The following is a 13369-nucleotide window of genomic DNA, read 5'->3' as shown; positions in this document are numbered from 1 at the left end:
AAATTGACTATAGCTTACTAATTGAAAATCTCTTTGATGATGAATTCATATTTGCTTCAGAACAATAATTCTTAAAACAATCATAAGATGACTGCCAGTAGCCTATTATAATTGTTATTACCTCACTTCTGTTCAGTCGACTTTTAGGACCAGATTTGTTGTTATGATTAGTAATTGAATTTGTATGCTTGTCTAATTCTTGAAAAAAATCATCGACGTAACAAAATATTTCTGTAAAATTCATTATCATAGGTTATTGCTCTTAAAGTTTTTTCAATAACCTATAAACTTTTTTCTAATACTATAAATACCATATTTTAATTAGCAATTTATATTTTGTACTCACTTTATAACAAAAACAGTATTATTAAGATCCCCGTAACCCAGTTACTATCAGCTATTCAGCGACTTTTTGAATACGAAACTCGCGTTTGTTAAGAAGTACAGCCATATGTACATAAAGCATAAAGTCAAAATATTCAAGAAAAGTACCTATAGATAGCAAGGCAATTGATTCTTTCTGTTGTTTTGTCAGACTTCTTTGTTCTTGTGCATAGCCTAGCATAAATTCTTTAATAAAAGTTAAATTGTAAAGAAATCTATACTGTTTTATATAAAAGTCAATAGGAATTTTCGCTTTACACGATAAATAAGAAAGTGAAGTGCAACTTATTATTAATTTATATTATCAATTTTATATTGAACCTAGTTTAAAGCAGTATGTCCGTGTACCTGAGCATTCATCACAAGCCCAAAGCCGATTAGCATGGATGCGATCATTGTTCCGCCGTAAGAAATAAACGGTAAAGGTACGCCTACTACGGGAAGCAAGCCCATAACCATAGCTATATTAATAAATACGTGACTAAATAAGATTGAAGTGATACCTATTACCATTAATTTACTAAAAATCTTTCGGCAATTTGCGGCAATTAATAAAGAAATAGTTATAAGTGCAAAATATAATATTAGTAAAAACATTCCTCCTATAAAGCCGAATTCTTCAGCGAAGGTAGCAAAGATAAAGTCTGTTTGATGTTCGGGAAGAAAATCTAAATGGCTTTGACTGCCTTGATTTAAACCCCGTCCAAATAGGCTACCTGAACCTATAGCGATTTTAGACTGAATAATATTATAGCTAGCACCGAGCGGATCATGTTCGGAATCTAAAAAAACCATTACCCGTTTTTTTTGATAATCATACATCATATTCCAAGCAATAGGGAGGCTAATAAGAGCAGCAAGAGCTAGCATTATAAAATATTTTATTCTAAAACCTGCTGCAAAAAATATAATTGCCGAAACAATTAAAACAATCATTCCTGTACCTAAATCCGGTTCTCTAATTATTAGAAAAGCCGGTATTAAAACTCCTATAATAGGTATGATAACTTTGTGAAATTTTATAAGATCATCAATTGTTAGTGAATGGAAATATCTAGCAAGCATTAGTACAACGGCGATTTTTATTGGTTCGGAAGGTTGAAGCTTAACTATACCGATATCGATCCATCTTTTACCGCCCATGGCAGTTGAGCCGAAAAGCTCCACGGCTACTAGTAAAGCGAGTACGCAAAAATAAAAGATATACGATAACCTAAATATTATTCGTAAATCAATTAATGCAATAATAATAGCTAAAGGCAAGAATATACAAAAATTTATAATTTGTTTGTAAGCCCAAGGCTGCAAATTACTATTCGCTGCAGAATAAAGTACAATGAAACCAATACAGCAAATTAAGCTAATTAGTAAAATTAAAGTAATCGGTAATTTTTGTAATTGTTCTAGATAATTTTTATGCATGTGGTTTTTTATATTTATTTTGTCATACCGTAGAGGAGGACGGCATTGTTTATGTGGATCGGTTTCACCACTGTCGCCCCGTGGCTTGTCCACGGGGTCTATATTAGTATTTTTAGTTGTTTTACTGGATACCGGGGACAAGCCACGGTATGACAATGTGTGCTTTTTTTGATCCACGCAACAATGCATTCCCGCCTACGCAGGAATGACATATACCTTTTAAACCCCCACATTAAATATATTAAAAATAAATACTAATTCGTCGGCTATCTCTTTCAGATAATCAAAACGACCGGCAGAACCTTTATGTCCTTTATCCATATTTATTTTTAACAATAATGGATTATTGTCCGTTTTTAGTTCTCGTAATTTTGCTACCCATTTAGCAGGTTCCCAGTAACCTACATGTGGGTCGGATATACCGCAAGTAACGAATAGAGCAGGGTAGTTTTGTGCTTTTACGTTATCATAAGGGGAATATGATTTAATATATTCAAAATATTCTTTCTCTTTCGGATTACCCCACTCATTATATTCCAAGAGAGTTAACGGTAAGCTTTCGTCAAGCATGGTACTCAGTACGTCTACAAACGGTACATGAGCGATTGCTGCTCTATAGATTTCCGGTTTTTCGTTGAGTACGTAACCGATTAACATACCGCCGGCACTACCGCCCATTATTACTATATTGTTGTTACTTGTATATTGCTCGTTAATTAAAGCTCTACTACAGGCTATGAAGTCTTTAAATGTTCTTTTTTTGGTTAAAAACTTAGCAGCTTCATACCAATCATGACCTAGATCATCGCCACCTCTAATATGAGCAACTGCGTAAATAAAGCCACGATCGGCAAGTGTCACTGCTGTATTTCTAAAATTGACAGGCATGCTAATCCCGTAAGCTCCGTATCCCATTAAATATAAAGGATTCGAGCCATCTTTTTTAAATAAAGATTTTTTATAAAACAAGGTTATAGGTACTTTTACATCTGCGAATATTCTCTCGACTTTATACTCTTCCGGATTAAAGCCTGAAGGTATTTCTTGGCTCTTTAATATCGTTAATTTATTGCTATCAAAATCGTAGCTATAAGTGGTATTTGGTCTTGCTAGAGAAGAGTAATTTACTCTGATATCGTCTTCCTCAAAGTTTGTAGAAAAGCTACTTGCTTGGAAACTTTCGTCAGGAAAATGAGTTGTGTTTTCTTGTAAATCTTTAAATCGCTTTATTTTAATTAGCGGTAAACCTTGGTCACGATAATTTAAGATTAAATAATTATTTGTAACATCAAAGCTTTTTAAATATTTGTCTTGTTCTTCCTTAATATAAATATCATCCCAGCTAGTATTTTCAAAATTATTTACCAGCAGTTTTATAACATGGAAATTTTTAGCTTTATAATTAGTTTTAATATAAAAATAATCGCCATTATGTTCTATTTCATAGAATATTTTGTTTTCTGCAGCTCGTACTAATTTAGGCGTAAAACTAACATCCTGCATAGAAATTACGTAAATTTCATTTTCATTATAATCACCTGAATTTATAAAAATATATTCACTGCTTGCTGATTTCTCGCAGCTGATAAAATGAAGAGGGTTTTTTACCTCAAATATTAATTTATCCTGAGTAACATCTTCACCTAGACGATGAAACATTACCTTATCCCAGCGTTGATTCTCATTAATAGTAATATAGAAAAAGCCGTTTAATTGTTCATGCCAAATCACAGTAGGAGCTATATCCGTTACATTATCAGGTAAGTATTTTTGCTCTTTAAGATTGTATATTTTGATATTATATTGCTCATTACCTGTAAAATTAACGCTATAAGCCATTAAATTTTGATCAGGCGATATTGCGACTTTGGCAACATCGGTAAAACCGCCGTTTGGAGCAAGAAGGTTAACATCTAATATTATCTCTTCATGTGCTTCCACACTATTATGCTTTCTGCAATATATCGGATAATTTTTATCGCCTTCTACTCTATGGTAATAGTAATAATCTTTTTTCTTAACATAAACTGACTCATCGTCTAATTTGACCCGTCCTTTTAATTCTTCAAAAATCTTTTCCTTATCCTTTTGCAGATCGGCAAAGAAATTTTCGGTATATTTATTCTCAGCCTTTAAGTAGTCTAAAATTTTAGAATCTTCTACATTTGGCCACTTAGGATCACGCAGCCAGTGATAATCATCGTTTATTGTTGCTGAGTGAACTTCAAAGCTGTAATTTTGTTTGTCTGTTATTGGTGGTTTCATGTTTTTGTTCTTTTTTTAGTGTCATCCCGCGACTCGATCGCGGGATCCAGTCTTTTTTAATTTTTTTCTGGATACCGTGGTCAAGCCACGGGATGACAGAGTGTTAAAATCAAACTAATTAATAGGAATAATACAATAAATATAGCAGTTTGCTGATTATGCCAAGCAGATATTTTACTTAAAATATTATCCCAAATAACCTTAAAATTAAGATATTCTTCCGCATCTTCGTTATTGTCTGCCGTTTCTTTATATTTATCGATACTGAAATAGATAAGTTTTTCGATATATTGGTATAGGTCAAGGTTTATGTTTTCTGTCGAAATGCGTGGTATTTTTTTAAATATTAAAGCTAATAATAGTGAGATTGCAAGGATAACTAGCTTAAAGTTAGCAATATGTGATATTTGAATAGGGTAGAATAAACATACGCATAAAGTTATGATGCAGAAAGAGAGGTAGAGTAACTCCCTTAACGTCATTGCAAGGAAAAACTGTAAGTTTTGACGAAGCAATCCAGTAAAAATAGATCGATTTTTTTCCTGGATTGCCACGCTCCTTTTAGTCGCTCGCAATGACGATAGCAAACTTTCCAACAATAATCCAAATAATACGGTACAAGTTGCTATCTTAGAAAATAGCATTATATTATTCTTGTTTAAAATATTAGCAATTCCATCTTTGATATAAGAAGAGCTAATAGGCAATATAGATGTATATATCAATATACTAATAACAAATCCGATTAACAAAATAAGATTAATTTGAGCATTCTGAAGATCTTGGTAATTTTTAATATCATACTCATCTTCTATATAAGTGAAATATAAAGCAAATAACCCGTTATATAATATATGTATGAATATAAAGCTTGTAATAAGATAAGCTATATTTGGAGAGTTTATGCTAATAGCCGTTAATATAAAACCAAGCTGTGATACGGTAAGATAACATATCAATCGTTTTAGGTTTTTCTCAATTAGAGAAAATACTAACCCGTAAATGATCATTGATATCCCAAAAAACTTTAATATCTCAAGACCGCTAAATAATTTTAAAATGATAATTAAAGTAACTTTAGTAGTAAAACTAATTAAATATACCACGCCGCTACTTGAAGCTGCAGGATAGCAATTAACCACCCAGCCGTTTACAAAAATAGCCGAGGCATTAATTAAACAACCTGCAAGTATGAATATTGCCGGTAACTCAAAATTATATACTGATTCCGTTAAAGAAGTAAAAGCCGTATTACCTGTTGTTTGAATTAGAAGAGTCATACCGATTAAAATTAGCCCGCTACTGAATAAATGAGTGAGGAAATATTGACGTGCCGGTTTTATCTTTAATTGGTCGCAAAAAATAATTATGCAGGCAAAAATCGTCATGAATTCAAGTGAGATTATCATGGAAATAAAATCAGCTACAAATACGCATATAGTAGAGGATAAACAGTATAAACTACCTATTAAGCATTCTAATTTTCTATTTTGGGAAATTGTATAAAGATTTAAGATAGTAGTAACAATTAGAAATGCTAGAGCTATTAGCTGATTTTGTGGGTTAAAATCAAACATAAGCTCAAAATTAGTAAGCGGAAATGTAAACTTGGTATTTTGAATAAACATTTTAATCTTTAGAAGAAACTGTTAAAACCTCTAGTCTCTGAATTCTTTTAAAGTCTTTTAACATTTAGAGTTAATATCGGAAAACCTTTTGTAATAGCCGTTGCTGCAATAAGCATATCATGAGTTCCTATAGTTATACGTTGTGTGTATAAATCATGAATAATACGTGCATATGTATATACTTTTTCAATACCGAAAGGTAATATAGTAAACAGACTTTTTACATATTCTATAAAAGCTAAACATTTTATACGTTTATTCTCATTATTGACTCTATCTACTCCTATTAATAGTTCAGTTAACAGCCTGACCGTAATGTGACCATTGCTTAGTACTTACCTTTCCTCTTTCTAAAGCTATGATTATAGAAGTATCAATAATTAATCCCATCTTTCAACCAATTTTTTAATATCTTGTTTAGTATTGCGTCTTATTTCTTCGATATTTTTCATGAATTGATCAGCATCTTCAGGATCAAGATGTGGACCATTTTTAAAGGCTTCCTCTAAGTCTCTTATTGCTATAGAAGGCTTGATTTCTGCAGGCGTAATTCTTGCTACTATACCTTTTTGAACGTCAAAGCTTTCGCCTTTGTAGTAAACTCTATTCATAATATCTGAAAAAGATCGTACAAATTCTGTTGCTCTAATAATTTGTGCCATATTTATACCTTTGATACTTCAAGATTTGGTACGTCAAATTTCGGGATTCGCCTGTGCTCACGTACTATTGCACGCTGTGCAGGCTCACCGCTTATTTGACTTCCAACTTTTGAAGTATCAAAGGTATAAATATTATATGATTATATGTAAATTATGTAAATATGTTTATGTAATATAAGCTAAAAATTCTCTGATTAAGATTTGAATAAAATAGAATAGAGTTACAGCACAGCAGCAAATTATTATACTGATTCGCATAGAGTAGGGGAGTGATTTTATTACACTAGATTCTACCAAAGAAGGTTTATAAATAGAGCTTAATATTTTGAGAAGGTAAAGGCTTGAGAATATGCTACTCGCTATTATGACAATCATAACGATAATTTGATTTTGTTCGCTTGCAGCAAGTAATATTGAGAATTTGCTAATAAATCCGCTAAAGATAGGTATACCGATTAATGATAATGAAGAGATAGATATAATAAAAGAAATTAAAGGAAACTCTTTAGATACTCCGTGTAAATTTTGTATTTGATTGGCTTTCTTTAAACTGTAAATACTTCCCATACTATAAAATAAGCAAATTTTACTAAAAGAATGTGAAACTAAATGGAGTATTGCGGCTCCAAGTGCCTTAGGTGTTAACATAAAAGCACTAAGTAAGGCGATGCTTAGTTGATTCATAGTGGAGTAGGCGAGTATTTTTTTTATATTATCCGTGCCTAGTGCTTTGATTGAGCTGTAAAATATGCTCACTATCGGTATAAAAATTAACCAGTTAAACTCGGCAAATATCATTTGTAAATACGATAAACCGAATATATATAATAGGATTTTGTAAATACAAAATAGTCCGGTTTTAACCACTATTACGGCATGCAGTAAGCTACTAACGGGATAATGTGCAACCATTGCAGCAGGAAGCCACGAATGTACCGGAAAAATTGCAGTTTTAGCAATTCCAAAAATAAACATTAATAATAAAATAATTGACTGGTTTTTAGAAAAATAATTTTCTACTAAACTCCCACTTGCAAAATCCCCGTTACCGACTTTAGTATAAATAATTATCACTGCCGGTAAAAATAATATTGTGGCAGAAATCATCAGAATTTTTAGATATTTATATAACCCGCTAAGTACTATATTATTTTTGGTATGTGCTATTAAAAAAGCTGTAGAAATAGTTAAAAGCTCATAACAAATAAACATCGTAAATAAGTTACTAGACAGAGCAATTAAAATACCGGTTAGAATAGTTAAGTTAAAGAAAAATAAGAATCTAGAAGAGTGTTCTATATTATTAATAGCAAGATATTTTGGAGTGTAAAGTAAAGCACAGATCCATAAAAAACCTATTAAGCTTAAGAAAATAAGCCCTAAAGGTTCAAGATGGAATCCTATAGAGTAATTACCGAATATATTAAATTCAAATCCTGCTCTAATACCTTTTAAAAATAACCAGTCTATAATTAAAATATTACCGAAAAAAATAGCGATAGTAATAAGTAAAAAATTACGTATAAACTATCTTTTTTGTGTTGGCATACGGACTGGTTAAGTTTWATGCACCAACTAGCAAAGTTGATAGAATCAAAAGACTCGGAGTAGTAAATTGTGTAATCATGTTTTTCTTTCCCTTGTCACCCCGTGGCTTGACCACGGGGTCTAGAATACAACTTATGATACTAATAATTTAAATATTTTTACTGGATGCCGTGATCAAGTCACGGCATGACACAGTAGTTTTAAAAATTTACTGTGTTTATATTTTTTAATTATTGGATTCCCGCTTTCGCGGGAATGACAATAGTACCATTTTATAATGATAAAATAGTGATCCTACGGAGCTGAGTAAAATTATAACAAAATCTAATAATAGTCTTTGTCTAAATAATAATTCAAGAATATTTATTTTGATAAAAAATAATGGGCTTATAGGTAAGCCGCAACTGCAAATAATAACAATTATTGTTAAAACTTTGTTAGGATTTTTTTTATAGCTTTCATTATAAGCATCTATCAAGAAAAGAGCTATTTTATTTATACTATCTGCAAATAATAAACTTGGTAAAACTATTGTACCGCCCTCGGTAACATGCAATAGAAATACATAACCTATTTGAGTGAAACATGAATAAATTATAATATTCTTGAAATCTTTTGCCTGGTAAGCAAAATACGGGGCTATAATAAGAGTAGCTAAAGCAATAGGTCTTATAAAGTTTGTAATAGCAGTTTTAATCGTCTCATAGCCTATAATAATATAAGTAAATTTATATATTATATATATTCCTATTATAGTAGAAATCCCTGCTAAATATACTAAAGTGACTGAAGCCGTGTTATTATAAGCTCTCATCATCCAAAAATGCATAGGGAAAAAAGCTATTTTTAAAATAGCTCCTATTAAGAAAAAACCGATAGCTATAGTGATTATACGGGAATTAGTATGTTCTTGCAAATAAGCTGCAACATCATACATATTTAAGCTACCTGTAATGCTCAGCAAAAATCCTATGGCTATAAGAATAAGAGTTGCACCAATACTACCCATTATCAAGTAGTCAAAAGCTCCGATTAAAGATTTTGGATTATTACCTGAGACTATCAAGACATAGCTACTAAGTGCCGAAATTTCTATAAACACATATAAATTAAAGAAATCATTAGTACTAATCATTCCTAAATAGCCCGTATGAGCGAATAATAATATACCGTAAAATAAAGATTTTCTATTATTGTTGATATATTTTAAGATTGTTCGATTAGTAATCTTATGACAAAAAACTAAAAAGAATAATAAAACCAAGTTAAGATAAATAATAATAGCTTGGTTTAGTGAATTTAGCCGATATTCTATTCCTATTTTTGAAGTCCATCCTCCCATGGTGTAAGATAGTTCCGTATTTTGTATAATGCTATATCCATAAACACTGACTAAAAGACTAGATAAAATGCAAACTACGGTAATTACTCGTGCCAATATAGTAAAGTGGAAAGATATTATTGAGAGTAAAGCCCCGAATAAAGGGAATAATATTTGTATGATAGGGAAATGGTTAGTTAGGATCATGGGGCTTTATTCTCCATCGTCATTAGACATCTTTCTAAACTTCGCTTCTAGAGGTAATTTATACGTCGATCCGGTACTCGAATCCTCACGTACGCTTGTGTACGCTGCGGTTCGAGGTGAAGTGTCTCCTTTAAATTCCTCTCTATAAGCGAATTTGGAAAGATGTCTATTGCGAGAAGAAACTGCAAGTTTCGACGAAGCAATCCAGTAAAAATTCTGTAAATCAGAATTTTTTTATTATTTTTGCCGGATTGCCACGCTCCTTGCAGTCGCTCGCAATGACGATTCGGTATCCATACAACAATGCTTTGTGGGGATGACATAAAGGACGGTAAGAATAACATAATCGAATGGAGGAAATGACATAATTGAAAAAATCATTTATCAAAATTAATTTCATTTTCTGATATTGTACCAAAATGTTTATAAATTTGATATATTAAACTTAAAAGCTACGCTAAGAGTAGCAAACCCAACTACTATAGCAGTTAACATTAATACATGAGGCAAAGGGCTAGTGTAAGTAGTGATGCCCTCTTGTAAAATAGGTACACCGCCTGTTTTAATTTTTCCGATACTTAAATAAAATACTAACACCGAACTTTGAAAGATTCCAAGCCCGATAATTTTGTGAATATAATTACGACTTGTAAGCATTATAAATAAGCCGCTAGTTAGTAAAATCGAGGCAAAGAAATATATTAAATGCGACATAACATTGTTATACCGTGGCTTGACCACAGTATCCAAAAAAAATTTAAAAAAGACTAAATCCTGCTACAAGCTCAGCGTTGTTGCATGGACATCGAATCGTTATTGCAAGCGACTGTCAAGGAGTGTTAAAAAAATTCTGTAAATCAGAATTTTTTACTGGATTGCTTCGTCAAAACTTACAGTTTTTCCTCGCAATGACGGAAAAACTGATCCATGCAACAACGCCTACAAGCTTGCGGGATGACAGTTAATATGCTTTGAAAGACTGATTAAATACGCATGTGACTTTTTTGCCCTTACGTATAGCGAGCTTAGGAAAAACCTGTTCAAGGATCACCATATTAGGATTATCTTGAGCAAGGCGATAATTTACTAAAGATTCTCGAAGTGAATCGTCTACGGCAAAAATACCGGAAATCTCAGCGTTTTTATCCCTAAATTGTAGATAGGTAAACTCGCCGTCATCAAAAATTTTAATAGGAGCTATTTCTTCGCTACCGCTAATATAGTAATTAAAGTTATATTTTTCAGGATGAGTAAGATCGGGACTTGCTAGGGAAGCAGAAAAAGTTTGCATATGACCGCTCATATTGTCATTTTCGTCATCCGGATAAAGAAACTTTACGTTAAAGACCATTTCAGGATCACGCATATCAAGAGTTTCAGCGGCATATAATTCAAAGAAGTAAGTCCGTTTATTAGTAATTAAAGTCATATTAGTAGTAGCATCCGGTTCCATCGGTTTAATAAAAATCCTATGACCGGCAGGTACTATTTGCCATGAAGTAGTATCTCCCATAGAAATACTTACTATTTCCTCATCTCTTGCTAGTTCTATACTTGCTTGATAGCCGTAATATCCTGTGAATTTGAAAACATCGTCAGGGTTATAAGTCATAACTCTTAGACGTGGGTCTCGACCTAGAGGTCGTGATATAGTAAGAGCAAATACATCTAATGTAAGTATTATAAAAGTACAAAATATTATTAGTTGCTTCATATTATTTCTGATTTTTATTCCTTAATAACTTTAGCTTGTAACTAGTAACGGTAAAATTGAACGGCATATCAGGTGAGGTGCTTGTACTGATAGAATCCATTATAAATCCGATTCTTGCCTCCCATACCATATTTTCTAAAATTTTACCCGTACTATTTTTTGCCAATGATTCAAAAGTAACAACTGCCTCGTTATCATTTATATTGTTAATTGATAATATATTAATTGAGCGTCTATATAATTTTTGATATCTTATGACCGGTGATAATGGGTTATCAATATTCATAAAATTGGCAAATTGCATGTAAACAATGCTTGTAGAGCTATTTTTAATAAAGGTAAATTGTTCTTTTAATATATCATAATTATAGTCTTCTCGTTGTTTTACATAATTCTGAAGCATAATATTTGCAACAGAAATATAAGGATTTGCTAATGTTGAATGTTTAGTATTAGTAACGGCAGCTTGTTTTTCGGCATCATCTTTTATTAAATAACTTACTTTTTTGTTTATTGGTAGCAATATATTGATATTTATACAAATTAAGGTTAATAATAAGGTAAAAATCGTGCATATTAAAAGTAGAAGACTTCTATGACTTAACGGTAAGATATACTTAAAATTATACCATTTTCTTGCATCAATAAAATATTCACCGGATTTTATATATTCTTGTATTGCGTTGGTTAATGGGTCCATAATTACTAGATTAATATTTAATTTTATTTTAACTCTACCATTATTATTATAATATGATTATGATTTGTTAATTTAATGTTAAGTTTATATTGTTGCTACAATACCAAATATTATTTAACTTTAAAATTAAAATAAATAAATTATAAATTAAAATTATACAATTTATTGATGTTAGTTATTATGTTATACTCGCCCCACTTGAAAAATTGGCGGCAATGTCTTTAATAAGTCCGCAGGTAGCCAGGTATTAAGTATACGCTCTGCTCCCAAGTTGAACTTCGTATAATTACTCTTTATTTACTTCAGAGTATAATAGTTTACAATCTTTTTAATATTTTTTTATATTTATAAATAGATTTTTTCAAAAAATGCTTGTGAACTATTGTATAGTAAGGTAATTTTAAAATAGTAACAAGATAATTTAATAATGTATAATTTAGAATGTTAAAATCATTAAAGTTTCTATTAGTATTAATTATGCTTGCTCAATTGTTGTCATGTACCCCTTCAGCTCCTTATGAAATTAAAAGCCCGTGCGTTTCTGCTGATGTAGATGATGGATCGAGTTTAAGCGTAAATCCTTGTGTAAGAAGACCGGTTAATTCAGTAAATATAGTATAAAAGTAATAGTTTTACACAATAACAATGTAATAATAAAAATACCTTTGATATGAATAATATATTTGGCTTCTTTAAATCAAGTAACAACTCGAAAAGCGGTTCAGGAGATACACAAAATCAAGAAAGTATTAAATCGGATAATCCTTTAAAAATTACTCAGAATTGGTATGAAGAGCGATATGATAAGTTAATTGTTCAACGTAACTTACTTATCATATTAATAATACTACTAACCATTTTTATGGTTATATCAACTTTAGTAATAGCATTTGTAGTAAAATCTAAACAGTTTGATCCTTTTGTTATTCAGCTTAATAGTAATACCGGACGTGCCTCGGTGGTAGAACCTATTTCATCACCGGTGTTAACGGCAGATGAGTCTCTTACAAGGTATTTTATAAAGAAATACATAACGGCACGGGAAACATATAATCCGGTTGATTTTGCGACTATAGCTCGTACGACAATAAGATTATTCTCAACAAGCGGTGTTTATTATAATTATCTTGGCTATATAAGAAATAAAGATTTTGATCCTACGATAAAATATAAAGAAGATAATACTACATTTTTAGTAATAAAATCATGGTCAAAAATCGCAGCAGATAAATATATAGTTAGATTTTCCGTAAATGAAACATCAGGAAGCCAATTAGTTTATAATAAAATAGCGGTAGTAAGTTATGCTTACGTGCCTATGCAATTAACAGATTCAGAACTTGATATAAATCCGGTAGGGTTTCAAGTTAACGGATATAGGGTAGACGATGACAATAGTTAGATTTTATTTTTTAGTTTTTATATTATTAAGCGGTTTTACAGTACAACGAGAATGTCCGCTTGTAGATGATCCATGCAATAGTAGTAGTAATAATTATGTAGATGATTTATCTATAA

Annotated in this window: 9 protein-coding genes and 5 pseudogenes; 2 read left to right on the top strand and 12 right to left on the bottom strand. The window is 31.2% G+C overall.

What is annotated here, in order from left to right; all coding sequences use genetic code 11:
- Positions 1-421 precede the first annotated feature (421 nt).
- The 12 genes and pseudogenes from REIS_RS05495 to REIS_RS05445 form a co-directional block, all read right to left on the bottom strand.
- A pseudogene (locus REIS_RS05495) lies at positions 422-565 on the bottom strand (MFS transporter); the annotation flags it as partial.
- Positions 566-705: 140 nt separating this feature from the next.
- Positions 706-1806, bottom strand: coding sequence for a rod shape-determining protein RodA (gene rodA, locus REIS_RS05490; RefSeq protein WP_008580264.1), 1101 nt, complete (start codon positions 1804-1806; stop codon positions 706-708).
- 219 nt (positions 1807-2025) lie between these two features.
- Positions 2026-4071 carry a S9 family peptidase gene (locus tag REIS_RS05485; protein ID WP_008580263.1) on the bottom strand — a complete coding sequence of 682 codons (2046 nt, stop codon included), beginning with the start codon at positions 4069-4071 and terminating at the stop codon, positions 2026-2028.
- An 80-nt stretch (positions 4072-4151) separates the two neighbouring features.
- Entirely contained in the window at positions 4152-5699 is a 1548-nt protein-coding gene (locus tag REIS_RS05480) for a proton-conducting transporter membrane subunit (protein WP_008580262.1), read from the bottom strand.
- A 1-nt stretch (position 5700) separates the two neighbouring features.
- A pseudogene (vapC, locus tag REIS_RS05475) lies at positions 5701-6089 on the bottom strand (ribonuclease VapC).
- Entirely contained in the window at positions 6080-6361 is a 282-nt protein-coding gene (gene vapB, locus REIS_RS05470; protein WP_008580261.1) for a type II toxin-antitoxin system antitoxin VapB, read from the bottom strand. The pseudogene vapC and the gene vapB overlap by 10 nt, the downstream one beginning before the upstream one ends.
- A gap of 5 nt (positions 6362-6366) precedes the next feature.
- Positions 6367-6489: pseudogene (locus REIS_RS12765) on the bottom strand (palindromic element RPE5 domain-containing protein); the annotation flags it as partial.
- A gap of 37 nt (positions 6490-6526) precedes the next feature.
- A pseudogene (locus REIS_RS05465) lies at positions 6527-7988 on the bottom strand (proton-conducting transporter membrane subunit).
- 147 nt (positions 7989-8135) lie between these two features.
- Positions 8136-9437 (bottom strand): proton-conducting transporter membrane subunit, encoded by a 1302-nt coding sequence (locus REIS_RS05460; RefSeq protein ID WP_008580259.1) that lies wholly within the window; start codon positions 9435-9437, stop codon positions 8136-8138.
- 377 nt (positions 9438-9814) lie between these two features.
- Positions 9815-10151 (bottom strand): annotated as a pseudogene (locus REIS_RS05455) (Na+/H+ antiporter subunit C).
- A gap of 247 nt (positions 10152-10398) precedes the next feature.
- Positions 10399-11151 carry a P-type conjugative transfer protein VirB9 gene (gene virB9 / locus REIS_RS05450; protein WP_008580257.1) on the bottom strand — a complete coding sequence of 251 codons (753 nt, stop codon included), beginning with the start codon at positions 11149-11151 and terminating at the stop codon, positions 10399-10401.
- A 1-nt stretch (position 11152) separates the two neighbouring features.
- Positions 11153-11851, bottom strand: coding sequence for a virB8 family protein (locus REIS_RS05445; protein WP_008580255.1), 699 nt, complete (start codon positions 11849-11851; stop codon positions 11153-11155).
- Between the two features lie 441 nt (positions 11852-12292).
- Between REIS_RS05445 and REIS_RS05440 the strand changes: the two genes are divergently transcribed.
- Positions 12293-12472 (top strand): DUF2706 domain-containing protein, encoded by a 180-nt coding sequence (locus REIS_RS05440; protein WP_008580254.1) that lies wholly within the window; start codon positions 12293-12295, stop codon positions 12470-12472.
- A gap of 49 nt (positions 12473-12521) precedes the next feature.
- Positions 12522-13253, top strand: a complete 732-nt coding sequence (locus REIS_RS05435; RefSeq protein WP_008580253.1) for a virB8 family protein — start codon at positions 12522-12524, stop codon at positions 13251-13253.
- The last annotated feature ends 116 nt before the right edge of the window (positions 13254-13369 follow it).

The sequence above is a fragment of the Rickettsia endosymbiont of Ixodes scapularis genome (assembly GCF_000160735.1).
Classification (GTDB): domain Bacteria; phylum Pseudomonadota; class Alphaproteobacteria; order Rickettsiales; family Rickettsiaceae; genus Rickettsia; species Rickettsia tamurae.
The sequence above is the reverse complement of the archived record's forward strand: the minus strand, read 5'-3'. Positions and strand labels throughout refer to the sequence as shown.

Excerpts from the sequence above, each read along its gene's own strand:
- REIS_RS05460 (WP_008580259.1), bottom strand. The coding sequence starts at position 9,437 with ATGATCCTAACTAACCATTTCCCTATCATACAAATATTATTCCCTTTA.
- vapB (WP_008580261.1), bottom strand. The coding sequence starts at position 6,361 with ATGGCACAAATTATTAGAGCAACAGAATTTGTACGATCTTTTTCAGAT.
- REIS_RS05435 (WP_008580253.1), top strand. The coding sequence starts at position 12,522 with ATGAATAATATATTTGGCTTCTTTAAATCAAGTAACAACTCGAAAAGC.
- REIS_RS05485 (WP_008580263.1), bottom strand. The coding sequence starts at position 4,071 with ATGAAACCACCAATAACAGACAAACAAAATTACAGCTTTGAAGTTCAC.
- rodA (WP_008580264.1), bottom strand. The coding sequence starts at position 1,806 with ATGCATAAAAATTATCTAGAACAATTACAAAAATTACCGATTACTTTA.
- REIS_RS05445 (WP_008580255.1), bottom strand. The coding sequence starts at position 11,851 with ATGGACCCATTAACCAACGCAATACAAGAATATATAAAATCCGGTGAA.
- REIS_RS05440 (WP_008580254.1), top strand. The coding sequence starts at position 12,293 with ATGTTAAAATCATTAAAGTTTCTATTAGTATTAATTATGCTTGCTCAA.
- REIS_RS05480 (WP_008580262.1), bottom strand. The coding sequence starts at position 5,699 with ATGTTTATTCAAAATACCAAGTTTACATTTCCGCTTACTAATTTTGAG.
- virB9 (WP_008580257.1), bottom strand. The coding sequence starts at position 11,151 with ATGAAGCAACTAATAATATTTTGTACTTTTATAATACTTACATTAGAT.